Genomic DNA, 24,994 nt, shown 5'->3' on the forward strand with positions numbered 1-24,994 from the left:
AAAATGTTTGATGAAATTTTAAATCTTACAAAAAAACTTGTAAGTATAAAAAGTGTTAATGGAACAAGTGGAGAAAAAGATATTGGATGTTTTATAGAGCAATATTTAAGAAACATACCTTATTTTAAAGAACATAAAGACAGAGTAATAGTATCTGGATTAAAAAATGATAAACTAGGTAGAAGAAATGTTATTGCAGTACTTATAGGAGAAAAAGAAAAATCAGATAAAGGTATTTTGCTTCATGGTCATACAGATACAGTAGATGTTAAAGATTATCATAATCTTGAGAAGTACGCATTTTCAAGCGATGAACTCATGAAAAAACTTCACGAGATTGAGCTTCCTTTAGAAGTAAAAGAAGATTTAGAATCTAATGATTACTTGTTTGGAAGAGGAGCTTGTGATATGAAAGGCGGAGACGCTGTATTCCTAGTTCTTTTAAAAAATCTTTCAGAAAAAGTTAAAGATTTAAAAGGAAATATAGTTGTATCATTTAATCCTGTTGAGGAAAATCTTCATACTGGAATGATAGAATCAAGAGAGGTTTTAGAAGAAATATCAGATAAGTACAAGTTTAAATATATATTTGCAATAAATAATGACTATATATGTCCATTATATAAAAATGATACAACAAGATATGTATACACAGGATCTGTTGGAAAAATATTACCATGTTTTTATATAATGGGAAAAGAAACTCATGTGGGACAGTGCTTTGAAGGTGTTGATGCATCTCTTATTGCATCTGAGATCGTAAAAAAGATAGATCTTAATCCAGAGTTTTCTGAAAAGTATAATGGAGAATATACACTTCCACCATCTGTTTTGAAAATAAAAGATTTAAAGAAAGAATATAATGTTCAGACTTCATTTGATAGTTTTTTATATTTTAATTATTTTATTCATAATAAATCAATAATTGAAATTATGAATACATTAAAAAAAGCAACAAAAGAATCTATAGCTGAAGTTAAATCAACTATAAATGATAGGTATAAAAAATATTGCATGCTTTCAAATACAGATTATAGTGAAATTAATTTTGATAGTAAGGTTTTATCATATGAAGAATTATTAAAAATGGCAGAAGAAAAATATGATGGAAATTTGGAAGAATATATAGATAAAGAAACAGAAAAACTTTTAGAAGAAAATTTGGATAAAAGAGAAATATCATTAGAAATTGTAAAAAAATTATGCAGTATTTCACAAATAAAAAAAGTTACAGTTGTAATATTTTTTGCAGCACCATATTGTCCACATAATACATTAAAGTCTGAAGAAGAAAAAGAAGAAAAACTTTATAAAGAATTAAGCAAAGTTATCGATGAATTTTCAAAAGAAACGAATGAAAAATATAAAATGTGTCAGTTCTTCCCAAGTTTAAGTGATAGCAGTTATCTTAAGATAGATGATGATTATGAATCTATTGAAAGTCTTATAAACAATTTCCCTGAATATAAAAAAATATATAATTTACCATTAAAAGAAATTAAAAAGTTTAATGTTCCTGGAATAAATTTTGGATGCTTTGGAAAAGACGCTCACAAATGGACTGAAAGAGTTTATATGCCTTATTCATTTAATATATTACCAAGACTAATTTTAAAAACATTAGATTATTTTTTGAATTAAATATATTTTAGGAGGAAATTATATGAAATATTCAATTAAGATTCCTGTAAATGTATTTCAGGAATCGGAATGTATAAAAAATCATAAAGAAATATTTAAAGAATGTGGGAAAAAAGCATTTATTGTAACAGGAAAACATTCAGCTAGAGCCTGTGGAGCACTTAACGATATTGAGGAAGTTTTGAAAATTCAAGATATAGAATATGAAATTTTTGATGAAATAGAAAATAATCCTTCTTTAGAAACTGTTTCAAGAGCATCAGATAGGGCAAAGAAATTTGGAGCAGATTTTGTAATAGGAATAGGCGGAGGATCTCCACTTGATGCATCAAAAGCAATAGCAGTAATTGCAGCAGGCAATATAGAGCCTATTGAAATATTTAAGATGGAGTTTAAAAAAGCACTTCCAATAATTGCAATTCCAACAACATCAGGAACAGGAAGTGAAGTTACTCCATATAGTGTGCTCTTAAGAAAAGATTTAAAGACTAAAGTAAGCTTTGGAAACAAGTATACTTTTGCAAAATATGCGTTGCTTGATTCTAAGTATACAGAGTCTTTAAGGATAGATACAACAATAGATACAGCAATCGATGCCTTTACACATTCTTTTGAAGGATATTTAAGCAATCGTGCAACGCCTATTACAGATGCTTTTGCAATAGAGGGAATTAAAAATTTTGCAGATTCTATTAAGCAATTAAAATCTTATTATATAAGTGAAGATATAAGAGAAAAACTTATGTATGCATCTATGATAGGAGGAATAGTAATTGCACATACTGGTGTTACTATTGTTCATGGAATGGGCTATTGCTATACATATTTTAAAGGCATTGCTCATGGAAAAGCAAATGGATTTTTAACTAAAAATTATATTGACTATATATACGATGTTAAAAAAGAAAAAATTGATAATGTATTAAATATTTTAGGATGCAAAGACGTTCTTGAGTTTGAGTCTCTTATTGAAAAACTTATTGGCAAAGCACCTAAAATTACAGATGAAGAAATAGAAATGTATACATCTCTTACAATGCTTCAAACTGGGAGCATAAAAAATACAGCAAGAGAATTAAGTAAAAACGATATAAAATCACTATGGGCTAGTATGAATAAATAGAAGGGAAGTAATAAAAATGGAAAGTCTATATGAAAGATGTATGAAAGTAATGCCTCCAACTGCTAAAAGAGCAACAACACTTGGAGTCATAAAAGGTGAAGGAATATATTTATATACAGATGATGGAAGAAAAATAATTGATTTTGCAAGTGGTGTTGCAGTATGCAACATAGGACATAATCATCCAAAAGTTGTAGAAGCTGCTAAAGCACAGATAGACAAGCTTATACATGGTGGACATAATGTAGTATATTATGAATCATATGTTAAACTTGCAGAAAAACTTGTAGAACTTACAGGATCTGATACAATGGCATATTTTAGTAATTCAGGCGCGGAAGTTAATGAAGGAGCTTTAAAACTTGCAAAGTTTGTAACTAAAAGACCTGCGATTATTTCTTTTAAAGGAGGATTTCATGGAAGAACTCTTGCAGCAGCATCTATAACAGCTTCAAGTTCACAATATAGAAAAAATTATGAGGGAATGCTCCCAAGTGTTTATTTTTTGGAATATCCTAATCTTTATCGTACACCATATGAGATTAAAGATGGGGAAGATTGTCCAGAACAATATTTTAAGCAATTTGATGAATTATTCCACGATCTTGTAGATCCATATTCAGTAGCAGCTATTATTATGGAACCTGTTCAAGGTGAGGGAGGATATATAGCTGCACCAAAAAGTTTTCTTGAGTATGTAAGAAAAATATGTACTAAATATGGTATAATGTTAATATTTGATGAAGTTCAGACTGGTTTTGGACGTACAGGAAAATTATTTGCATGGCAAAATTTTAATATAAAACCTGATATTTTTACATGTGCAAAAGGAATAGCTTCAGGCTTTCCATTAGGAGCTATAATTGCTAAAAAAGAAATTATGGAGAAATGGATACCTGGTGCACATGGTGGTACATTTGGAGGAAATCCTGTTTCTTGCGCAGCTTCTCTTGCAACTATTGATGTTCTTAACGATGGAGCAATTGAAAATGCAGCAAAGATGGGAGAATATCTTAATAAAAAGCTTATGAAACTTAAAGAAAAATATACATTTATAGGTGATGTAAGAGGAATTGGTCTTATGCAGGCTCTTGAATTTGTAAAAGATAGAGATACTAAAGAACCAGATATGGAACTTACGGTAAAAATTAAAGAAAAAGCACTTGAAAAAGGACTTTTACTTTTAACATGTGGAACTTATAAAAATGTAATAAGATTTATTGCACCTACAATTGTAAAGAAAGAAGAGATGGATGAAGCTCTTAAAATATTTGAGGAAACGTTAATGGAGATTAAGTAGATTTTATGGAATCTTATAAAATAGTATTATCACAAGTTGAAATAATGTTTATTCTTATTGCTGTAGGCTTTATATTAGTTAAGAAAAGGCTAATATCAAAGTCTTCAGTTTCAGATATATCAAATATATTATTATATATTGTAGTTCCTTCGCTTATGATAAAAGCATATGGGAGGGAAAATAATAAAGAAGAATCATTATATCTTATAATATCATTTATTTTAGCAATACTTTTTCATATAGTAGCAATACTTATTTCAAATATAATGATAAAAAAATCTAAGAATGTAGATTATAAAATTGATAGGCTTGCAGTAGTTTATTCTAATTGTGGATTTATGGCTTTTCCAATTTTATCTGCAATTTCTGGAGATAAAGGAATATTTTACGGCTCAGCTTTTGTTGCTGTATTTAATGTGTTTTTATGGACACATGGTATAAAAATAATTACAGAAGGTAGTAGATTTAATTTAAAAAAAGCAGTATTAAATCCTGGATGTATAGCGGTTTTATTAGGAATTATAACATATGCTTTTCAAATAAAATATCCAGTAGTTATAAATGACTCTATTGACTTTTTTGCAGGTTTAAATACCCCGCTTGCAATGATAGTTGTAGGTTCTATGTTATCAGATGTAAAATTAAAAGAGTTTTTTAATTTTAAAATAATGTTTGTTACATTTATAAGAAATTTATTTGCACCAGCTGTATTTATAGCTTTAATATTGCTTCTTAAACTAATAAATATTAAAGGCAGCATGATAGATGTATGTATAGCATCAATTTTATGTGCATCATGTCCAGCAGCTGCTTCAATTACATTAGTACCATCATCTTTTGGAATAGATGCACAGCATGGTGCTAAAATAATTTCTTTTTCAACCATATGTTCAATTGTGACTCTTCCAGTCATAACAGCAGGGATAAAAATATTATTAAAATAATTTCTATTCCTGCATTTCTTCCCATTTTTCATAGAGACTATCTATTTTATCCTGTAGAGTTTTTATTTCTTTATTTACTCGTTCACTTTCAGCAGGGTTTGAATAGACTTCTTCTTTGCATAAGTCTTCTTCAAGTTTTTTAAGATTTTCTTCATTTACTGCTATATTTGTTTCAATATCATTAAGCTCTTTTTTTCTTTCTTTTTCTTGATTTTTAATAGCTCTTTTCTTTTTCTTTTCTTCGTTTATTTGTGTTTTTGTCTTACCTGATTTTATCTCTTCGTAAGTATCATATCTGTTAGGATTTTTTTTCTTTTCCATATAATATGAATAGTTTCCTAGATATTCAGAAACGCCGTTTTCTTTAAGTTCTAAGATTTTATGAATTACTTTGTTTAAGAAATATCTATCATGCGATATTACGATAAGAGAACCATTATATGATAAAATAGCATCTTCAAGAGCTTCTCTTGATGGAATATCAAGATGGTTTGTAGGCTCATCTAATAAAAGAAGATTTGGTTTTGAAAGCATAAGCTTTAAAAGATTAATTCTGCATCTTTCACCACCACTTAATTTATCTATTGTTTTAAAGACATCATCGCCGAAAAATAAGAATGCAGCAAGTGCATTTCTAACTTCACGTGTAACCATGTCAGGGAAGTCATCCCACACTTCATCGATTATTGTCTTATCAAGATGAAGATCTGATTGCTCCTGATCGTAGTAGCCTACAGATACATTTTTCCCTAAAACTTTTACTCCAGAGTCAGGCTTTATTTTATCCATTATTATTTTAAATAAAGTAGTTTTTCCTCTTCCATTTTCTCCGATAAGTGCAATTTTCTCGCCACGTTTTAATTCAAAAGATAGATTAGAGAAGAGCTTTTTATCTGAAAAACTTTTTGAAAGATCTTCTATATGAAGTACATCAAATCCGCTCTGAGTCTGTGCTTCAAATTTTATTTTAGATGCATCTTTTTCTTCATCAGGTGCATCTATTCTTTCTATTTTGTCTAAAGCTTTCTCTCTGCTTTCAGCTCTTTTTATACTTTTTTCTCTATTAAAAGATCTAAATCTTTCGATGATTTCTTCCTGTCTTTTGATTTCAGCTTGCTGATGTTTAAATGCTTTTAATTTTGAATCATGCTCTTTTTTCATAAGTTCAAGTGATTTTGTATATGGAGCATTATATAAATTAATATGTCCATTTATAACTTGAAATGTTCTATTTGTTACAGAATCAAGGAAAAATCTGTCATGGGATATAGCAACAACAGTTCCTTTGTAGTTTTTAAGATATTCTTCAAGCCATTCTATCGCATCAAGATCTAAGTGGTTTGTAGGCTCATCTAAAAGAAGAATTTCTGGCTTTAATAAAAGAAGTTTACATAAAGCAACTCTTGTTTTTTGACCACCACTTAATGTCTGTATTGATTTTTCAAAATCTTCTTCAGAAAAACCAAGTCCTTTAAGAACACGTGAAATTTCTCCTTTATATGTATAGCCGCCTCTGTTTTGATAAAGATCTTGATATGTACCATAATCTTTTATTACTTTTTCATGAAAAGCAGCATTTTCTTCATTGTATGGTTCATTCATTTTAACTTCAAGATCTGATATTTTCTTTTCAATTCTTATAAGATCATCGAATACAAGAAACATTTCATCATAAATACAATTTTCAGAATCAAGGTTTAAATGCTGTGATAAATATCCAAGAGTTTTATTTCTATCTATGAATACTTCACCACCGTCTTGACTTATCTTTTTTGAAATTATTTTAAAAAGTGTAGTTTTACCTTCACCATTTGCACCTATTATTCCTACTTTATCGCCTTCATTTATAGAAAATGTTATATCTTCTAATATCGTATCGATACCATAACTTTTGCTGATATCTTTGCAACTTAAAACAATCATTCTATTTCGTCCTCCATTTAACTATAAGCATAGATACTATTATTATACTATTTTAAACTATAAATAACAAAGATAAAGAAAAAGCAAGAAAATTATATAATCTTAAAATATAATTTTCTTGCTTTATTATATAAGAATTTGTTTTTAAATTATGAAATTGCCATCATTTAGAAGAACATATCCAATTCTAGGCATTCTGTTAAAAAGACCGACTATATAAATTGTAATAAAATCTTTCTTTTTAAGATTTATATCAGATATATATCTTACAAATGAGCTATTTGAAGATGAAACCATAAAATTATATATTCCAGCTGAAAGAGGATAATAATCAGTAGTTTCAAGGTAAGATGTATCTTCAAATAAAGTTATTCCATCAGGAAGCGATAAAGTCAAAATTGGAGCATTTTTAGAAAAGTTCATAAATCTTACATGAGCAAGGAGTGGATTTTTATTTAAGCTTGTATCATCTAGTAAGAAAAATGAAACTTTATCATCTTCATAAGCAATTACAATTGTAGTTACTGAATTTTGCAGAAGACTTATGTTCTCAGTAAGAAGAGGAGAATCAAACTGACTGCTTTTATAAAGTTGAAATTTATAAAAACCGGGAGTAAATTCAATATAATCAGTTACTTTTGGGAAAGAAAGATTATTAAATATTTCTTTCCCGTTTGCATATATATCAACATTAAAATCAGATGGAAGAGCATTTAAAAATCTTATATTTGAGTTTGAATTAAATTCTCTAAATAACATTTTTTCACCTACTTGTTATCGTAATAATCTAATGATAATTTTATGATTTTTTGAAGAAGTATTTTTGTAATTGGATATGGAATTTTATATGAAGAAAATGTTGCAATTATGTTTGGTTCATTTTTTTCTAGTGATTTTAAAATTAAATTTGATTGGATAAATGTTTTACTTCTAGTATTAGAAGTAAGCTCATCAACATCGAAATTTAAATTCATTAATACATCAGAAGGTGAAGGAATTCTGTTTTCTTCAACAGTATTTGGACAAGGTGTAATGCTATTATAATAGCAATGCATCTCTGATTCGTTAGTTTCTGACGGAAATTTATTATCATCTTCACTATAAGGTCTATTAAATGAAGGTGGTACAAATCTAATGTTATTTTCTTTATTATTTATAATTACTTCATTCATATATTTTTGATCAGGTTTCATTATTATAATCCTCCTTGTATAATCTAGTTGTAACATTTGATAGAAAACCATTTAGTCTACTAACGAACATTACATTTCTAATTATTCTTAATATTCTTATTTATTACTCTGCCTACGCCCCGATAGGGAATATGCATTTCATACTTAAAATAGTTTTTTATTTAAATTCCAAAAGGAATCTAACCAAATTTAATATAGTTTAGTATAATACTCCTGAATAGAAGATAGATGTATCCCTCCTGGGAGGTTTATTTAGAACCTATACCCGTAAGTTAGCGTATCATTCCATCAGGTAGAATTCTATGTTTAGCTGGTTGGGTTTCCCTTTGGGAATTACCCGTGTCACAAACAAGGTTATAAGCTATCTGATAGATTGGAAGTTCTATTCTATCTCAAATTTAATTTAAAGGAGATATATACAATGTCTAAATTTTTTAATAGTCCTGTAGTTGGAATTGATGTTTCAGCTGATTTTTCATATGCTGCAATACTCGCACCTAATGGTGATGTTTATAAAAAATCATTTAAGATAAAGCATGACGTAAGCGGCTTCAATTACTTAGTTAATGAAATAAAAAAAGTGGAAGAAGAGTTTAACATGAAAACTGGCATTTTCATGGAGTCCACTGGTGTGTACCACTTATCTCTTTTCCACTATCTTAATAATAATTTTGATAACACATTTGTTATCAATCCACTCGTTACTAAGTGTAACAAAAATGTGGATATAAGAAAAGTGAAAAATGATAAAAAAGATGCTTTATCTATTGCGAACATAGGAAAATTTCAAAATATTAAGTTATCTACGCCAAATGATCTTGATATTTTTCTTTTGAAAAATATCGTGCGAGAATACTATAAGCTTACAGATACATGTTCTATTTATAAAAAGAAGTTATCTGCTGATTTGAGAGTTATCTTTCCAAATTACAATACTGTATTTTCAGATTCCACATCTAATACATCACTTGAAATTTTAAGTAACTATCCAACTCCAAAATCAATAATAGATGCCTCAAAAGAAGATATACTAAAAATTCTTGTTGAAAAATCTAAAAAAGGTTTAACTTGGTCTGAAAACATCTATTCAAAGTTAATTGCTGTTGCAAAAGAAGCTGCGACTATTGGCGTTCCGCTAAGCGGTTTGTCTGTTAAAATATCTAGTTCTTTGGCATTAATAAAAGCTTTTGAAGAACAAATAGATAACTTATTAAATGAAATCAACACACTGATTGAATCATCTGAATTTCCTGAATCTATCAGAAATAATATTGAATTAATAAATTCAATTCCAGGAATAGGACGCTTAACAGCTATTACTTTAATAGCTGAAATAGGTGATATTAACGGCTTTATTAAGCCTAAACATCTTGTAGCTTTCTTTGGTATAGACAGTTCTATTAATCAGTCTGGTAAATTTCAAGGTGACCAATGCAAAATATCCAAACGTGGAACTCGAATCGGTCGAAGAGCATTGTATGCTGTAGCTCTTGCCTCAATTAGGCGTAATCGTAATGGAATCCCTATAAACAAAGTTTTATTGGAATACTATCAAGTTAATCTAAAAGGCAAAAAAGCTAAAGTTGCTTTGGTTGCTATAATGCACAAAATATTGAATTATATTTTTGCTGTTCTTCGAGATCAAACGCCCTTTGAACAAAGAGATCCTAAACTACATAAACAAATGTTTTTAGAAAATAAGCATCTACATAAGGTAGCTTAATTTATTTCCTGTTTTTGTAATCGTTCGTGTTTTTGAACGGTTTGTTTGCTATGCACTTTTTTAGAATTAATATTTTTTAGAAATTTACTTGACTATTATTAGCTGGTCTATTTTTTCTGCTACTTTTATTTATATGTTTAAAAAATAAAAATAGTACAGCTACACTTAATAAAGAGTATTAACAATAAATATCATATAGGAATAAGATATATTGGAGGAGATGTGTGATGAATATAAAGGATAATAATAAAATAAGAAACCTGTTCGCAGGAGTAAATACGAAAGTTTGTGATTATAAGGGGAAATATATAGATTGCATAAATTTTGATAATGCTGCAACTACTCCTCCTTTTATTCTTGAACTAAAGTATATCGAGGATATGTGTGAATATTATGCTTCTATAGGAAGAGGAACAGGACAGAAGGCAGAATTATCTACTAAAATGTATCAAGAGTCAAAAAAATATCTTTTGAATTTTTTTAATATAAAAGATAAAGATAAATATATGGTTATATATGTTAAAAATACTACTGAAGGAATAAACAAATTATCAAAAATATTAAAAAGAAAAAAAGATGAAATTGTACTATTATCTAGAATGGAACATCATTCAAATGATCTCCCCTGGAGAAAAACTGGTAAGGTTGATTACATTGAAGTGGATAAAGATGGAAGATTAAAAATAGATGAAATTGAAACCCTGCTGAAAAAGCATAAAGGGAAAGTCAAATATGTCTCGCTTACGGGAGCTTCTAATGTTACGGGATATGTGAATGACATAAATAAAATAGCTAAAATTGTGCATAAGTATAATGCTAAAATTATAGTAGATGGTGCGCAGATAGTATCACATCGAAAGGTTATTATTCAGAAAAAATATGATGACGAGCAGATAGATTTTTTAGTTTTTTCTGCTCATAAAGTCTATGCACCTTTTGGAACAGGTGTCATAATTGGACTTAAAGAAGAACTAAATAAAGTAGAATCAGATTATTATGGTGGAGGTACAGTTGAACTTGTTTTAGATAATCACGATTTTTCACTATCTGGATATGAAAGACATGAGGCTGGTACACAAAATCTTATGGGGGCAATGTCTCTTATAAAATCAATGGATATTCTTGAATATATAGGCTATGATTTTATAAAAAATCATGAGAGTATTCTTCTAAAAAGAGCACTTGATGGGCTAAAAAGTATTCCCCGGGTAATACTTTATGGCGATTGTGATAAAATTGACGACAGACTTGGAATATTAACATTTAATATTGATGGAATTTATCATAGAGATGTTTCAGAATATCTTTCAAAAGTGTATGGGCTTCAAGTAAGGCATGGATGGTTCTGTGCACACCCGTATTGCAGAAGACTTATGAATATTTCAGAAAGTAAAGCTTCTGAATATTTATATGATAAAAATAAAAAGATGTATGGAATGATAAGACTTAGTTTTGCACCATACAATACAGAAGAAGAAATAGATGTTTTTTTAAATGCTGTTGAAGATATTTCAAAAAATAATTTTTCACTATACGTTTATAAGTAAATGAAATTCTATTTTGAAGAGGATTAAAATGAGGTGTTACACTTTATTTTGTGAAACACCCCATGATTATAATTTAAATTCTTTAATTACAAAATGGAATTATAAGTGCTTGTCCTCTTAAGACTTAAATTTATCTATTATGAAATACTTTATATTTTGGAAGACCTTCATTATTTAATTTAGCATTTACATTTCCTTTAATAAGAGGAATGAAGTAATCTTCTGCTTCTTTTGAAATATTATTCTGATCTTTATTTATCCATTCTTTAGGGAAGTAGCGTATCTTATTTGCTACTTTATCTGCATCTATTAAAGAATATGATGCTTTATATGGATTTTCAGATTCTCGTACTATAGAAACCATTTTCCCAGATTCATTATTGTTAGCTGCTAAAAGAGCATTATATCCTGCATCAAAAGATTCATTAATATCTGTAAGTGATGCTGAGTGCATAGAACATCTTTGAAGTATTCCAAGTTCAAGAACTTTTACTCTTGAAGTTATTTCTGATTCTAATATAAGTGTTTTTAAATAATTTCCGACACCACCAAGCTGTATATGTCCAAATTTATCATGAGATGTACATTCAGTTTCAGAAACAAAATGACTATTTTTGTATTTTATACCTTCTGAAGCTACTATGTATACTTTATTCTGTTTTTCAAATTTTTCTTTAACATCTGAAATAAACTTATCTTTATCAAATACTGCTTCTGGAAGATAGATAAAATCTGCAACTTTTTTATTATTTATTTTAGCAATACATGCTGAAGCAGCAAGCCATCCTGCATCTCTTCCCATTGTCTCTAAAATAAATATTCCGTTATTTATGTAAACTGATGCGTCTAAATATGTTTCAAGTGTAGATGTAGCTATGAATTTTGCTGCACTTGAAAATCCTGGTGTATGATCTGTATACATTAAATCATTATCTATTGTTTTTGGAATTCCAATAAAATTAATATGTATATTTTTTTCTGATGCGTACTTAGAGAGCTTGGCTATTGTATCCATTGAATCATTTCCGCCTATGTAGAAAAATGATGTTATATCATATTTCCTTAATATATTTATAAGCTTTTTATACTCTTCATCAGATTCTTCTATATTTTTTAATTTGTATCTGCATGATCCCAGCCCTGAAGATGGTGTGAATTTAAATGTATCTATATCTTCTTTTGAAATAGAAGAAAGGTCTATAATATCTTCATTTAAAATACCTTCAACTCCATTTAAACCTGCATAAACTTTCTCAAATATATTTTTTTCGATATTTGCATTTACAAGTCCAGCAACACTTGAGTTAATAACTGAAGTAGGACCTCCGGATTGAGCAACTATACAATTTGACATAAAAATCCTCCTTGATATATATATGGTTATATGTGATATACAATTACGTATTTATAGTATTCTATAACAATATACAATAAAAGAGATAATTTATAAAGTGTTTTTTTTATATTAATAAAAATATTATTATAAAGGTTCTATTATTTTCTAAATATTTGTATTAATAATAGAACAATAAGTATCAGGAGTTTTTATGGATATTAAAGATATTTTTATTATAGCTCTAGCACTTTCAATGGATGCGTTTGGAGTTTCACTTGCCATAGGTTTAAATAAGTCAATTAAAAAAATGAATAAGATTAAGTTTATTTTATCTTTTGCTATATTTCAGTTCCTTTTTTCATATATAGGAGGGATAGCGGGACACCTTTTTGATATATATATAATGAATATACCATCTATTGTAGGAGGAATTGTGATTTTAATTGTTGGAATTTTTATGATAGTAGATGGATTTAAAGAAAAAGAAGATAAGATATTTATAAAAAGAGGAATGTTAATTATCTTAGGGATATCTGTAAGCATAGATGCACTTGTTATAGGCTTTACGGTACTTCATAAAATAGCAAGTAATGTTCTTTTATTAACTGACACAGTATTTATAGGACTTGTAACATTATTTATGAGTACGGTAGCATTTTTCTTGTCAAGAAATCTTAGAAAGTTTAAGCTTATAAGCAGATATGCTGATTATTTTGGAGGGGGAGTACTTGTATTTTTTGCTTTAAAAATGATATTCTTTTAAATATTTATGCTATAATTGTTTTAGTTTTTTATGTGAGGAGATAATTAATGTTATGGAGCCCGTTAAAATCTTAAAGTCGAAGCAGATTAAGGTTACAAAAGCTAGAAAAGAAGTTTTAAATCTTCTTTTTGAATCAGATAAGAGCATGTCTGCAGAAAGCATTTATAGCATATTTACGTATAAAAATATAAATATAAATTTAAGCACAGTTTATAGAACTTTAGAACTATTTGAGAAAAAATCTATTATTGAAAAGATTATGCTCCAAGATGGAGTTTCTGCATATAAACTTATAAAAAATGCCCATAGGCATTATCTACAATGTGATATATGTCACAAAAAAGTAGAAATTCCGTGCCCTATGAGCCAGATAGAAGAAATGGTTGAAGACGAAACTGGATTTACACTTACAGAGCATGAACTTATTCTTAAAGGAATATGTAGCGACTGTAAGAAGAAAAAAGAAAAATTCTAATCTTCAATACCTAAAAATTTTCTTATTATAAGAACGATTAAAAGGAGAATTACAGATATAAGTGCAATTGTTCCTCCTGGAGCGCTATTTATATAATAAGAAAGAACAAGACCAGATATTACATCAAAAAATCCAAATATAATGGAAAGAATAAGTGTTTTATTAAATCCTTTTTTTAGCTGCATAGCTGTTGCAACAGGGATTACTATTATTGATGACACTACAAGTATTCCCATTATTTTAAGTGACATTGAGATTGTAGATGCAACAAGTATTGTAAAAATATAATTTATAAGACTAACATTTATTCCTGATGTCTTTGCCGAATTTTCATCAAATGTTACATAAATGAGTTTATTGTATAAAAGTATAAGCAATATTATACATATAGTTGAAACTATAGCCATTATTATAAGCTCACTTTTATTTACTGTAAGAATGCTTCCAAAAAGGTATGAATCTACTTTTGCGGAAGCTTTTCCGCTGCTTATAAGTATAATTGCAATACCAAGACTTAAAGTAAGGACTATAGACATAACAAGTTCTGCATATTTTTTATAATAATTTCGCAGTACTTCAATTACTAATGCACAAGCTGTAGTAAATATAAATGCAGTAAATAGAGGACTTAATCCAAATACAAGTCCTATTGCAATTCCTGCAAATGATGCATGTGATAAAGTATCACCAATCATAGAATATCGTCTAAGTACAATGAAAATACCTATAAAAGGACACAAAATAGAAATAAATATTCCAGCTATAAATGCGTTCTGCATAAATGATAATTCTAACATAGAGAATCCCCCTTGAGCATTTTTTCATAATCGTCTTTTTTATAAAGCGAAAGAACAGAATTCTTAATTGTTAAAATATGAGTTGAATATTTTAATGCTATTTTTTTATTATGTTCTACAGAAATTATTGTTTTCTTATATTTTTTATTTAAAGTTTGAAGAATTTTATACATTTCTTTCTGATTTTTTTCATCAACTCCTGTTGAGGGTTCATCAAGTAGTATTAATTCTGGATCGCCAATTAAAGCTTTTGCAATAAATACACGCTGCATTTGACCACCTGATAATTTCCCTATGAGATTATTTTTAAATTCTGTCATAGATACTTTTTTTAGTGCATCGTCTATTACTTTTTCACTTTTTATATGAAAAATTTTTGCGTGGCATTTTAAAAGCTCATTAACTGTAATTGGAAATTCTGTATTAAAATTATCAAGTCTTTGTGCAACGTATGCAATTTTTTTTGTATTCACTGTAATTTTTCCAAAGTCAGGTTTTAAAATACCTAATATAAGTTTAATAATTGTGCTTTTACAGCTTCCATTTTCACCTAAAAATGATAGATACACTCCATCTGGTATATTAATATTTATATTGTTAAGTAATCTTTGTCCTTTACAATAAGAAAAGGACAAATTTTCTATTTTAATCAAAAAAATCAACTCCTCACAAACACTTTATTATTATACACTTGTCTGCAAATGAGTTGCAAGTTAATATTATTTATTAAAATAATTGGTACTAGTATATATTTTTTCTAAAGTCCATATATTGTGGTCATCTTTTATAAAACTTGATATTACTATTTTTCTTTTGTGAGGCGGTTTTTTATCAAGACCTGTTATTTTAACAATAGCCCTATTTTCAGAAGACTGAACAAGTGAAATTTTTTCTATAAAAGAAAATTTATCTTCAGAGTATATACCATGTGTAAAATTATATTCAATTGAATATGAAAGATCTCTACATTCAAAATTATTATATATGTTATAAGATATATATAATGAAGAAATAATAATAGATGAAAGGAGAAGAGTTATATAAATTCTTATGTTTATTTTTCTATTTACTTTTTTTAAGTGTTTAAAATGTGTTTTTTTTCCTGAAGTAATAGATTGGTCTAATGACTTTTTTAAAGCTAAATTAGATGACATAAATAAGACCTCCATAAAATAAGATATATATAATTTTACCATAAAATGTAAATAATGAATATTAAATTTTAATTTTTATACTAATCTGATATAATTAATTTAAAGATTTATTTTAGAAAAGAGGTAGTTAAATGGATTTTTCAAGTTTGGTTTTAATGGAAAAAGATAAAGAAACAGGATATGTGAAAGCAGAAAAGGGAAGTTTTGAGGTTGATGAAAAAGCTTTATATATAAAAAAACTATATTTATTAGATGAAACAGTATATGTTTACTTTGATACGAATAAAGATGTTGAAGAATGGGAATATTCTGCAATATACGATTTATTTGATGAGAAGAGTTTTTTAGACGCAGGATTTGAATTAGAAGAGATGACAGAAGAATATAATCCAACATACATAGCAAAATTTAAATATGAAGATGACTATGAATTAACAAAGGAAAAACTTTATCAGTGCATAGATTTAATTTATAATGCATTTAATAAAGTATTCTATGATATTAAAGGAAAAGAAGAAGAATATAAAAATTTATAAGGTATAAGGTAAGGTGACTTTTATAATGATAGAAGTAAGAAAAAGAGAAGACATAAATGAGAAATATAAATGGAGAGTAGACAAAATATATAAAAATATCGATGAGTGGGAAAAAGACTTTAAGCTTTTAAAAGAAAAAGCACCATCTCTTAAAGATTTTGTAGGAAAGCTTAAAGATGTAGATAAGCTTTTAGAATATTTAAAGTTAGATGAAAAATATTCAAGACTTGCTGAAAAGCTATACGTATATGCGCATTTAAGATCTGATGAAGATACATCAAATAATACTTTTCAGTCTCTTATGAGCAAGATAGATATTTATATGGCTGAATTTTCAAGCTACACATCATTTTTTGTTCCAGAGATATTATCTTTTGAGGATGGATTTATTGAAAAAGAAATAGAAGAAAATGAAGAGCTTAAGAAGTATGATTTTCTTTTAAAAGATATATTAAAGGAAAAGCCTCATATTTTATCAAAAGAAATGGAAGAACTTCTTGCAACTGCTTCTGATTGCTTAGATGCACCAGATGCAATCCACAATGTATTAACTAATGCAGATATGCATTTTGGAAAGATAAAAAATGAAGAAGAAAAAGAAGTAGAACTTACTGAAGGAAACTATTCATCATTTATTAAAAGTAAGGACAGAAGAGTAAGAAAAGATGTATTTGATACATTATTTTCTGAATATAAAAAGTTTGAAAATACTTTAGCAACATCTCTTACATGTTCAGTTAAAAACTTTAATATGCATAGCAGAGTTAGAAAATATAATAGCCCTATAGAAGCTTCACTAAATCCTAACAATATACCAGTTGAAGTTTATAAAAATTCTATAAAGGTTATAAATGATAATTTAGATAGTTTAAAGAGATATGTTCAGATAAAGAAGAAACTTTTAGGACTTGATGAGATTCATATGTATGATCTTTATGTACCAGTAATAGATACACCTAAGGAAAATATTGAATTTAATGAAGCTGTAAATATTGTTTTAGATGCTTTAAAGCCTTTAGGAAACGAATATTTATCAATATTCAAAAAAGGAATTGAAGACGGCTGGATAGACATTTATGAAAATAAGGGTAAAAAAGGAGGAGCATACTCATGGGGTGTATATGATACAATGCCATATGTTCTTCTAAATTACAACAATGAATTAAATGATGTTTCTACACTTGCACATGAAATGGGTCACTCAATCCATTCATATTATTCAAGAAAAGAGCAGCCTTATATTTATTCTGGCTATACACTTTTCTGTGCAGAAGTTGCATCAACTACTAATGAGTCTATACTTGTTCGTTATTTAACTTCAAAACAGGAAGATAAAAATAAGAGACTTTATTTAATGAATCAAGAGCTTGAGCAGATAAGAACAACAGTATTTAGACAGATAATGTTTGCAGAATTTGAACTTTATATCCATGATAAGATTGCTGAAGGAACTCCTCTTACAGCACAGGATTATGATAAAATATGGCATGACTTAAATGTTAAATATTTTGGCGATGATATAATAGTTGATGATTTAATTGATGTAGAATGGTCAAGAATTCCTCATTTCTATTCTGATTTTTATGTATATCAGTATGCAACAGGCTATGCAGCAGCATCAGCATTTGCAAAATCAGTAATAAACGGAGAAAAGGATGCAGTTTCTAAATATAAAGGATTCTTAAAATCAGGTGGAAGTGATTATCCTATAGAAATTTTGAAAAAAGCAGGTGTTGATATGACAAAAGATGCACCTATGAAAGCTGTTATATCAAGATTTAATGAACTTCTTTCTATGATAGAGAAGGAAATACAGTAAAAAGGATATACTAAAGGACAAAGGACAAAGGACAAAGGACAAATGACAAATGACAAATGGGGAAGTTTCTGCTCAAAATCGCAGAAACCCCAAAATTTATGAGCTTTCGCTCTTTTTAGCGAAAGCTTTAGTTTTTTGCGAGAATATGAATCTAAATGACATACCAAAGGACAAATCACAAATGACAAAGATGGTTGTTTCTGCTCAAAATCGCAGAAACGTAGAATTTATTTAGATTTCGCTTCAGGCGAAACCTTTAAGTTTTTTGCGAGAATCGCAAAAAACCATATAATGAAATTCTGGAAGAATTTCCACCTAAATTATCAATTATCCATTATTAATTCTCAATTGGATTGGAATTTCCACCTAAATCATCAATTATAAATTAATTTGTCAATTGTCCATTGTCAATTGTCAATTAAAAAAGGGGGGTGTTTTATGAAAAGTTTTGAAAAAGTATTTTTTAACAGACTTATAAATTCGAATAAATTTTATATAAAAGAATATTATAGTAAGATTTTAGAAAAGAACTGTTATGTAGCAATAAAAGATGTAGAGGGAGGGCTCTATGTTGTTATCGTTTCGGATGATAAAAGCGAATCTGTAGCTGTATCTGAAGCGTTAGAATTTATGAAATCATATAAGAAGAAGTTTATTTTAAATGCAGTAATTCTTACAGATCATGATTATGTGTATATAGAAAATGATAAAGTAAGAAGACTTGTTATTAATTCTGAAAATGGCAATATTATATCATGCGATAGTAATTGTGAGCCATTAAGAAAGATATTAAATTCTATAATTTCTAAAAAGTATAATAAAAAAAAGAATAGTGCTTTTAAATATAATATTACATGGACAATAATTATTATTAACATAATGTTATTTTTACTGACGGTTATTAAGTCTAAAAGCATATTAGATATAAATGCATCTGTACTTTTGAGCTACGGTGCATTAAATAGAATAAGGGTTTTTTATTATAATGAGTATTATAGGCTTATTACATGTGCATTTTTACATAGAGGACTTATTCATATTACAGTTAATATGTATTCTCTCTACATAATAGGACCGCAAATAGAAAGATTATTTGGAAAAGTTAAATACGTAATTCTATATTTATTAACAGCAGTAAGCGCATCATTTTTAGGACTTATTTTAAATAATAATAATTATCAGGTGTCAATAGGGGCATCAGGTGCAATATTTGGAATTTTAGGATCAATGCTTTCTGTGGTTATAATAGAGCGTAATCGAGTGAATAAAGCAGTTATTATGAATATAATAGTAATTATAGCTTTAAACTTATTTATAGGATTTAATGCATCAAATATAGATAATTTTGCACATATAGGAGGACTTATAGGAGGAGTAATATTAGGCTTCATTTTATATAAAAGAAGAAAAATATAAAAATTTATATATGTATATAATAATTGCATTTTTATTTTATAATTTATTTTGTTATAAAAATAGAAATGCAATTATTTTATGAAAAATAATCAAAAGAATAATAAATAAAGATATATATTTATTAAATTAATAAAAAATATATGCTTAAATAATTAAAACGTTAAAATGAAACTAAATAAATATTAAATGTAAAAAATTTTTCATATATAAGAATATTGTGTAAAAAAATTATAGTATTGAATAAAAAATTAGTGTATCATTATATCGTAACATATGTAAATAACATAAGGGGAGATGTAATAATGAGCGGAAAAGAATATGTTTCAAATGTTTTAAAAAAAGTAAGCAATAGAAATCCACATGAAAAGGAATTCTTAGATGCTGCAACAGAAGTTTTAAATTCTTTAGTTCCAGTATTTGATAAACATCCTGAATTTGTTAAAGCAGGTTTACTTGAAAGAATAGTAGAACCAGAAAGACAGATTATATTTAGAGTACCTTGGGTTGATGACAACGGAAATGTACAAGTTAATAGAGGATTTAGAGTACAGTTTAATAGTGCTATAGGACCATATAAGGGCGGTCTTAGATTTCATCCATCAGTTAATTTAAGTATTGTAAAATTCCTTGGATTTGAACAGATATTTAAAAATTCATTAACTTCACTTCCAATAGGTGGAGGAAAAGGTGGATCAGATTTTGATCCAAAGGGAAAATCTGATAATGAAATAATGAGATTTTGTCAGAGCTTTATGTCTGAATTATATAAATATATAGGCGGAAACATGGATGTTCCAGCTGGAGATATCGGAGTAGGGGGAAGAGAGATTGGATACCTTTATGGATATTATAAAAAGCTTAGATCATTAAGTGATATGGCCGTACTTACAGGAAAAGGATTAACATTTGGAGGAAGTCTTGCAAGAACAGAAGCAACAGGTTTTGGTCTTGTATACTTTACTGAAGAAATGTTAAAAGATAATAACATGAGCTTTAAAGGAAAGACTGTTGTTATTTCAGGAGCAGGAAATGTTGCAATTTATGCTACACAAAAGGCTCAAGAATTTGGAGCTAAAGTAGTTGCTCTTTGCGATTCTAACGGATATATTTACGACAAAAATGGAATTAATTTAGATGTTGTAAAAGAAATAAAAGAAGTTAGAAGAGGAAGAATAAAAGAATATGTTGATGTAGTTAAAACTGCAGAATATCACGAAGGATGCAAAGGAATTTGGACTATCCCATGTGATATAGCTCTTCCATGTGCTACACAGCATGAAATTGATAAGGAATCAGCTGAAAGCTTAGTTAAAAACGGAGTAAAGGTTGTTTCAGAAGGAGCTAATATGCCTTCATCTCTTGAAGCGATTAAAGTATTCCAAGATAATGGAATATTATTTGGACCTGCAAAGGCTGCAAATGCTGGTGGAGTTGCATGTTCAGCACTTGAAATGTCTCAAAATAGCATAAGATATTCATGGACATTTGAAGAAGTTGATAACAAATTAAAAGTTATAATGAAAAATATTTATCATAACTCTAAGAATGCAGCAGAGGAATATGGAGTTAAAGGAAATATATTAGCAGGAGCTAATATTGCTGGCTTCATGAAAGTTGCAGAAGCTATGATGGCTCAAGGTATCTGCTAATAAGCATTTACTTAAAATAGAATTAAAAAAGGTCTTATATCCATAAGGATATGAGACTTTTTTTATAAGTATTATTTAAGTATAGTCTGTAAAATTATGTTATAATGTGTATATAGTAGAGTATTAAAGGGGTGGAAAATATGACTGAAACATTTATTGGAAAGACACTTGAAGAATGTCTTTTAAAAGCAGAAAAAAAGCTTAATACGCCTAGAAAAAATTTTACATACAAAATAGATATAAAAAGAAAACTTTTTAAAAAAATCATAAAGATTATAGTAGATTATGAAAAAGAAGAAAAAGATTTAAAAGGTGGAAAAATTTTTTCAAAGAAAATTGAACAGGAAGATAGTGTAGATGATATAAAATCAGGCATTGAGGTAAAAGATCAAATAATAACTATATTTGGAGATATAGATGATGAAAAGTCATTTGTTATAAAATCACCTCAAAATGGAAAATTATATATAAATGGAAATCTATGCGACAAAAGCAAAAAGTATTCGATTACAAGACTTGATGAAATAAAATATGAATCTGAAATTACAGAACCTAAAAGAAATATGAGCATAAGATTAAGCGATGATAGAATGAAAGCTTATATAAAAATTGAATATTTTTTAGGGTATATATATAAACTTCAAGATGCAAAAAGCGGAAGACATTTGGCATTAAAATCTGAAAAATGTGTAAACAAAGATAGTAATAAATATACATATGATGAAATAGAAAAATATCTTAAAGATAATGGAATTGTATTTGGAATAATAAAAGATGATTTTAACAAAATTGCTTATGATGGAGCAGATGATGTTTTAATTGCACAAGGAATTGAAAAAATGGATGATATACCATCTAAACTTGAATATACATTTAATATTAATGAAAATGATGATCTTACTGCTCCAAGTATAAAAAATACGAATGGAAGAATAGATTATAAAAATCTTCACAGCATACAAAATGTTGAAAAAGGAGATCTTTTAGCAAAAGTAAAAGAGAGAATTGAAGGACATGATGGTCAGGATGTATATGGACATGTAATTAAGAAAAAAACAATAAAAAACAGACCTGTAAAAGTTGGAGAAGGCTGTGAAATTAATGGTGATAAGGTTTTTGCTACAAGAAAAGGAAGAAGAAATGTAAAAAACGGAGTATTGACTGTTAACAATATGTATATGGTTACTGAAGTTAATATGAAGACTGGAAATATTAATTTTGTTGGTGATGTTCAGATTTATGGAAATGTTACAGAAGGTATGCAGGTAAAATCAGGAAACACAACTACAATAGGAAAAAATGTTGAATCTGCGACTATCGTATCAGAAGGAGATATTGTAATTAATGGAAATGTATTAAATTCAATAGTTCTTGCTGGAGCATATGATATGGAAAAGAAAAATTATATAAATACTTTAAAAGAGTATAAAATAATAATAGATAATATGACTGATGCTGCAAGAAAACTCACACAATACTCAAAAGATAAAAATGTGGGAAGAGTTATAAAATTATTAATAGAAAAAAGATACAAAAATATACCACGTTTATCACTTAACATAGTTACGTATAATATACATGAGGGTATTGTTGATAGTGAACTTATGAATATCATAAGAAATAGGATAGTTGGAATAAATGCACTTAAAATAAGAAGGATTGGTGAACTTATTGAACTTTCAAAACTTCTTCAAAATGAAATAGATTTTAACGATGATGTAATAATAAATCTTAATACTAAGGTGGGTTATTCGCAAAATTCGACTATTAAATCAACAGGTGATATAGTAGTTACAGGTGGAGGACAGTTTGTATCAAAGCTTATTGCATTTAATGATGTAAAATTCACTATGAAAGATGCAGTATCAAGAGGAGGAGTTATTTCTGCTGGAGGAAATGTAGAACTTAAAACTGTAGGAAGTAGTGCTGGAGTTATTACAAAAATTGAAGCATCAAAAGATTCTATAATAACTGCTGATGTTGCTTATCCTAATACAATTTTTTCATTTGATGGAAAGTCTTTAAGACTTGATGAAGCTTCCAGAAATGTAAAAGCTTATATGTCAAAAGATGGGAAAATTATAATAGAGAAATTAAAACTTGAATAATATTAATCTAAATTTAAGAAATATATCCTTGATTTTTATCAAAATTTGAAATATCATTAATTAGGTATGATTATTAATACTTAAAAAAATGAATAAGATTGTTCATAAAAATATAGGAGTGGATGTAATGGGAAAATACATTTATACCATAACTGCTATTTTTCAGATATTTGTTTTTGGATTATCATTATATTATTTAGTATTAGGCTTTTTTGGATTTTATAGAAAAAATGAAAAAAAAGACTATAATCCTAAAAATAGATTTGCACTGCTTATTGCAGCACATAATGAAGAGGTAGTAGTTGGAAGCCTTATAGAGAGTATGCAGAAATTGAATTATCCGAAAGAGTTATATGATATATATGTTATAGCAGATAATTGTGATGATAAGACAGCAGAAGTTTCTCGAGAATATGGGGTAAATGTCTGTGAAAGATTTGTAGCAGACAAAAAAGGTAAAGGATATGCACTTGAATGGATGTTTTCTAAGCTATTTAAGATGGATAAAAAATACGATGCTATAGCCATTTTCGATGCAGATAATCTTGTACATAAAGACTTTTTAAAGGAAATGGACTCAAAATTAAAGCAGGGATATAAAGTTGTACAAGGCTATATAGATAGTAAAAACCCTGATGATTCTTGGATCGCAACAGCGTATTCAATTGCTTTTTGGACTCAAAATAGAATGTTCCAGCTTGCAAGAGCTAATGTAGGACTTTCAAATCAAATTGGAGGAACTGGTTTTGCAATTGAGACTGAAACATTAAAGGAACTTGGATGGGGCGCAACATGTCTAACTGAAGATCTTGAATTTACATGTAAATTTGTTTTAAATGGTGGAAAAGTTGGCTGGGCACATGATGCTATAATTTATGATGAAAAGCCTTTAAAACTTGCTCAATCATGGACACAAAGAAAGAGATGGATGCAAGGATTTACAGATGTTGCATCAAGATATTTTTTCAAACTTTTAAAAAAATCAATTGTAAAGAGAAAATTCTTTATGTTTGATTGTGCATTATATGTTTTGCAGCCATTTATAACACTAATGCTTGCAGTTTCAGCTATTTTAACAATTGTGCAGCTAAATAGTGCACATGGTCTTAATATATTTGTAATAAATTACTTGTTTAGTGATGCTGGGTGGAAAGCATTTGCATTATTACAATTTTTAATTACACCTTTAATACTTGTTGTTGAAAAGAAGATTTCTATTCCTATGTTTATAATAATGGGTTTATATTCGAGCAATGTATTTTTAATACCATATCTTGCTCAGATTATAAATGAGCCAGAATTTTATTGGTTTTATGTAATTGGATTTAATCTTTTATTCCTTGTAATTACTTTAGTATTTCTTGGAAAGAAAAATCTTATGTTATTCTTTAGATTCCTTCTTTATGGATTCTATACATTAACATGGATTCCAATAACAATTCAAGGCATACTTAATAAAAACAATAAAGACTGGAATCACACAAAGCATATTAGAAATATAGAAATATGTGATGTCTAAAAATATTTGAATTATAATTATATAAAAT

Annotated in this window: 21 protein-coding genes; 14 read left to right on the forward strand and 7 right to left on the reverse strand. The window is 27.9% G+C overall.

Translation table 11 applies throughout. The features are described from left to right. Window positions 1–3 precede the first annotated feature (3 nt). The 4 genes from MTX53_RS03050 to MTX53_RS03065 are packed head-to-tail and all read left to right on the forward strand — an operon-like array spanning window position 4 to window position 5,008. Window positions 4–1,641 (forward strand): M20/M25/M40 family metallo-hydrolase, encoded by a 1,638-nt coding sequence (locus tag MTX53_RS03050; protein ID WP_244834752.1) that lies wholly within the window; start codon window positions 4–6, stop codon window positions 1,639–1,641. 22 nt (window positions 1,642–1,663) lie between these two features. After that, window positions 1,664–2,764 (forward strand): iron-containing alcohol dehydrogenase family protein, encoded by a 1,101-nt coding sequence (locus MTX53_RS03055; RefSeq protein ID WP_244834753.1) that lies wholly within the window; start codon window positions 1,664–1,666, stop codon window positions 2,762–2,764. Between the two features lie 16 nt (window positions 2,765–2,780). Continuing rightward, window positions 2,781–4,064: an aspartate aminotransferase family protein gene (locus MTX53_RS03060; RefSeq protein ID WP_244834754.1), complete on the forward strand. Its 1,284-nt coding sequence runs from the start codon at window positions 2,781–2,783 to the stop codon at window positions 4,062–4,064. A gap of 5 nt (window positions 4,065–4,069) precedes the next feature. Continuing rightward, complete coding sequence (locus tag MTX53_RS03065; protein ID WP_244834755.1) at window positions 4,070–5,008, forward strand: AEC family transporter; 939 nt, start codon at window positions 4,070–4,072, stop codon at window positions 5,006–5,008. A 3-nt stretch (window positions 5,009–5,011) separates the two neighbouring features. Here the strand turns inward: MTX53_RS03065 and abc-f are convergent, their stop codons facing one another. The 3 genes from abc-f to MTX53_RS03080 form a co-directional block, all read right to left on the reverse strand. Then, a complete protein-coding gene (abc-f, locus tag MTX53_RS03070) occupies window positions 5,012–6,931 on the reverse strand; it encodes a ribosomal protection-like ABC-F family protein (protein WP_244834756.1) in 1,920 nt (639 codons plus the stop codon). 144 nt (window positions 6,932–7,075) lie between these two features. Further along, on the reverse strand, window positions 7,076–7,690 hold the full coding sequence (locus tag MTX53_RS03075; RefSeq protein WP_244834757.1) for a DUF4397 domain-containing protein: 615 nt from the start codon (window positions 7,688–7,690) through the stop codon (window positions 7,076–7,078). An 8-nt stretch (window positions 7,691–7,698) separates the two neighbouring features. After that, window positions 7,699–8,124 (reverse strand): hypothetical protein, encoded by a 426-nt coding sequence (locus tag MTX53_RS03080; protein WP_244834758.1) that lies wholly within the window; start codon window positions 8,122–8,124, stop codon window positions 7,699–7,701. Between the two features lie 421 nt (window positions 8,125–8,545). On the opposite strand from MTX53_RS03080, the gene MTX53_RS03085 reads away from it, so the two are divergent. Both MTX53_RS03085 and MTX53_RS03090 read left to right on the forward strand, forming a co-directional pair. Continuing rightward, window positions 8,546–9,847, forward strand: a complete 1,302-nt coding sequence (locus MTX53_RS03085) for an IS110 family transposase (protein ID WP_244833646.1) — start codon at window positions 8,546–8,548, stop codon at window positions 9,845–9,847. Window positions 9,848–10,074: 227 nt separating this feature from the next. Next, window positions 10,075–11,394, forward strand: coding sequence for an aminotransferase class V-fold PLP-dependent enzyme (locus tag MTX53_RS03090; RefSeq protein ID WP_244834759.1), 1,320 nt, complete (start codon window positions 10,075–10,077; stop codon window positions 11,392–11,394). A 130-nt stretch (window positions 11,395–11,524) separates the two neighbouring features. On the opposite strand, the gene MTX53_RS03095 is transcribed toward MTX53_RS03090, so the two are convergent. Beyond that, window positions 11,525–12,748, reverse strand: coding sequence for a 6-phosphofructokinase (locus MTX53_RS03095; RefSeq protein WP_244834760.1), 1,224 nt, complete (start codon window positions 12,746–12,748; stop codon window positions 11,525–11,527). Window positions 12,749–12,941: 193 nt separating this feature from the next. Between MTX53_RS03095 and MTX53_RS03100 the strand changes: the two genes are divergently transcribed. Next, on the forward strand, window positions 12,942–13,493 hold the full coding sequence (locus MTX53_RS03100) for a manganese efflux pump (protein WP_244834761.1): 552 nt from the start codon (window positions 12,942–12,944) through the stop codon (window positions 13,491–13,493). 52 nt (window positions 13,494–13,545) lie between these two features. Further along, window positions 13,546–13,968 (forward strand): Fur family transcriptional regulator, encoded by a 423-nt coding sequence (locus MTX53_RS03105; protein ID WP_244834762.1) that lies wholly within the window; start codon window positions 13,546–13,548, stop codon window positions 13,966–13,968. Here the strand turns inward: MTX53_RS03105 and MTX53_RS03110 are convergent. The 3 genes from MTX53_RS03110 to MTX53_RS03120 form a co-directional block, all read right to left on the reverse strand. Beyond that, the gene (locus MTX53_RS03110) at window positions 13,965–14,765 is read right to left on the reverse strand and encodes a metal ABC transporter permease (protein WP_244834763.1); all 801 of its coding nucleotides are present in this window, start codon (window positions 14,763–14,765) and stop codon (window positions 13,965–13,967) included. The genes MTX53_RS03105 and MTX53_RS03110 overlap by 4 nt on opposite strands. Further along, window positions 14,759–15,418, reverse strand: a complete 660-nt coding sequence (locus tag MTX53_RS03115) for a metal ABC transporter ATP-binding protein (RefSeq protein WP_244834764.1) — start codon at window positions 15,416–15,418, stop codon at window positions 14,759–14,761. The genes MTX53_RS03110 and MTX53_RS03115 overlap by 7 nt, the downstream gene beginning before the upstream one ends. 66 nt (window positions 15,419–15,484) lie before the next feature. Beyond that, entirely contained in the window at window positions 15,485–15,919 is a 435-nt protein-coding gene (locus MTX53_RS03120) for a hypothetical protein (protein ID WP_244834765.1), read from the reverse strand. 131 nt (window positions 15,920–16,050) lie between these two features. Between MTX53_RS03120 and MTX53_RS03125 the strand changes: the two genes are divergently transcribed. The 6 genes from MTX53_RS03125 to MTX53_RS03150 all read left to right on the forward strand — a co-directional run bounded on the left by MTX53_RS03125 (window position 16,051) and on the right by MTX53_RS03150 (window position 24,966). Beyond that, window positions 16,051–16,455 carry a DUF6762 family protein gene (locus MTX53_RS03125; protein ID WP_244834766.1) on the forward strand — a complete coding sequence of 135 codons (405 nt, stop codon included), beginning with the start codon at window positions 16,051–16,053 and terminating at the stop codon, window positions 16,453–16,455. A gap of 25 nt (window positions 16,456–16,480) precedes the next feature. Continuing rightward, window positions 16,481–18,274, forward strand: coding sequence for an oligoendopeptidase F (pepF, locus tag MTX53_RS03130; protein WP_244834767.1), 1,794 nt, complete (start codon window positions 16,481–16,483; stop codon window positions 18,272–18,274). 438 nt (window positions 18,275–18,712) lie between these two features. Further along, a complete protein-coding gene (locus MTX53_RS03135; protein ID WP_244834768.1) occupies window positions 18,713–19,690 on the forward strand; it encodes a rhomboid family intramembrane serine protease in 978 nt (325 codons plus the stop codon). Window positions 19,691–19,992: 302 nt separating this feature from the next. Further along, window positions 19,993–21,339: an NADP-specific glutamate dehydrogenase gene (gdhA, locus tag MTX53_RS03140; RefSeq protein ID WP_244834769.1), complete on the forward strand. Its 1,347-nt coding sequence runs from the start codon at window positions 19,993–19,995 to the stop codon at window positions 21,337–21,339. A 140-nt stretch (window positions 21,340–21,479) separates the two neighbouring features. Beyond that, window positions 21,480–23,447: a FapA family protein gene (locus MTX53_RS03145; protein WP_244834770.1), complete on the forward strand. Its 1,968-nt coding sequence runs from the start codon at window positions 21,480–21,482 to the stop codon at window positions 23,445–23,447. A gap of 127 nt (window positions 23,448–23,574) precedes the next feature. Beyond that, the gene (locus MTX53_RS03150) at window positions 23,575–24,966 is read left to right on the forward strand and encodes a glycosyltransferase family 2 protein (RefSeq protein ID WP_244834771.1); all 1,392 of its coding nucleotides are present in this window, start codon (window positions 23,575–23,577) and stop codon (window positions 24,964–24,966) included. Window positions 24,967–24,994: the final 28 nt, after the last annotated feature.

The organism is Clostridium sp. BJN0001 (assembly GCF_022869825.1).
Lineage (GTDB): Bacteria > Bacillota > Clostridia > Clostridiales > Clostridiaceae > Clostridium.

Bases quoted from the DNA above. Each gene is read 5' to 3' on its own strand.
- MTX53_RS03065 (WP_244834755.1), top strand. From the start codon at position 4,070: ATGGAATCTTATAAAATAGTATTATCACAAGTTGAAATAATGTTTATT.
- MTX53_RS03105 (WP_244834762.1), top strand. From the start codon at position 13,546: ATGGAGCCCGTTAAAATCTTAAAGTCGAAGCAGATTAAGGTTACAAAA.
- MTX53_RS03055 (WP_244834753.1), top strand. From the start codon at position 1,664: ATGAAATATTCAATTAAGATTCCTGTAAATGTATTTCAGGAATCGGAA.
- MTX53_RS03085 (WP_244833646.1), top strand. From the start codon at position 8,546: ATGTCTAAATTTTTTAATAGTCCTGTAGTTGGAATTGATGTTTCAGCT.
- MTX53_RS03125 (WP_244834766.1), top strand. From the start codon at position 16,051: ATGGATTTTTCAAGTTTGGTTTTAATGGAAAAAGATAAAGAAACAGGA.
- MTX53_RS03150 (WP_244834771.1), top strand. From the start codon at position 23,575: ATGGGAAAATACATTTATACCATAACTGCTATTTTTCAGATATTTGTT.
- MTX53_RS03090 (WP_244834759.1), top strand. From the start codon at position 10,075: ATGAATATAAAGGATAATAATAAAATAAGAAACCTGTTCGCAGGAGTA.
- gdhA (WP_244834769.1), top strand. From the start codon at position 19,993: ATGAGCGGAAAAGAATATGTTTCAAATGTTTTAAAAAAAGTAAGCAAT.
- MTX53_RS03100 (WP_244834761.1), top strand. From the start codon at position 12,942: ATGGATATTAAAGATATTTTTATTATAGCTCTAGCACTTTCAATGGAT.
- MTX53_RS03145 (WP_244834770.1), top strand. From the start codon at position 21,480: ATGACTGAAACATTTATTGGAAAGACACTTGAAGAATGTCTTTTAAAA.
- MTX53_RS03110 (WP_244834763.1), bottom strand. From the start codon at position 14,765: ATGTTAGAATTATCATTTATGCAGAACGCATTTATAGCTGGAATATTT.
- MTX53_RS03075 (WP_244834757.1), bottom strand. From the start codon at position 7,690: ATGTTATTTAGAGAATTTAATTCAAACTCAAATATAAGATTTTTAAAT.
- abc-f (WP_244834756.1), bottom strand. From the start codon at position 6,931: ATGATTGTTTTAAGTTGCAAAGATATCAGCAAAAGTTATGGTATCGAT.
- MTX53_RS03095 (WP_244834760.1), bottom strand. From the start codon at position 12,748: ATGTCAAATTGTATAGTTGCTCAATCCGGAGGTCCTACTTCAGTTATT.
- MTX53_RS03120 (WP_244834765.1), bottom strand. From the start codon at position 15,919: ATGTCATCTAATTTAGCTTTAAAAAAGTCATTAGACCAATCTATTACT.
- MTX53_RS03060 (WP_244834754.1), top strand. From the start codon at position 2,781: ATGGAAAGTCTATATGAAAGATGTATGAAAGTAATGCCTCCAACTGCT.
- pepF (WP_244834767.1), top strand. From the start codon at position 16,481: ATGATAGAAGTAAGAAAAAGAGAAGACATAAATGAGAAATATAAATGG.
- MTX53_RS03050 (WP_244834752.1), top strand. From the start codon at position 4: ATGTTTGATGAAATTTTAAATCTTACAAAAAAACTTGTAAGTATAAAA.
- MTX53_RS03080 (WP_244834758.1), bottom strand. From the start codon at position 8,124: ATGAAACCTGATCAAAAATATATGAATGAAGTAATTATAAATAATAAA.
- MTX53_RS03135 (WP_244834768.1), top strand. From the start codon at position 18,713: ATGAAAAGTTTTGAAAAAGTATTTTTTAACAGACTTATAAATTCGAAT.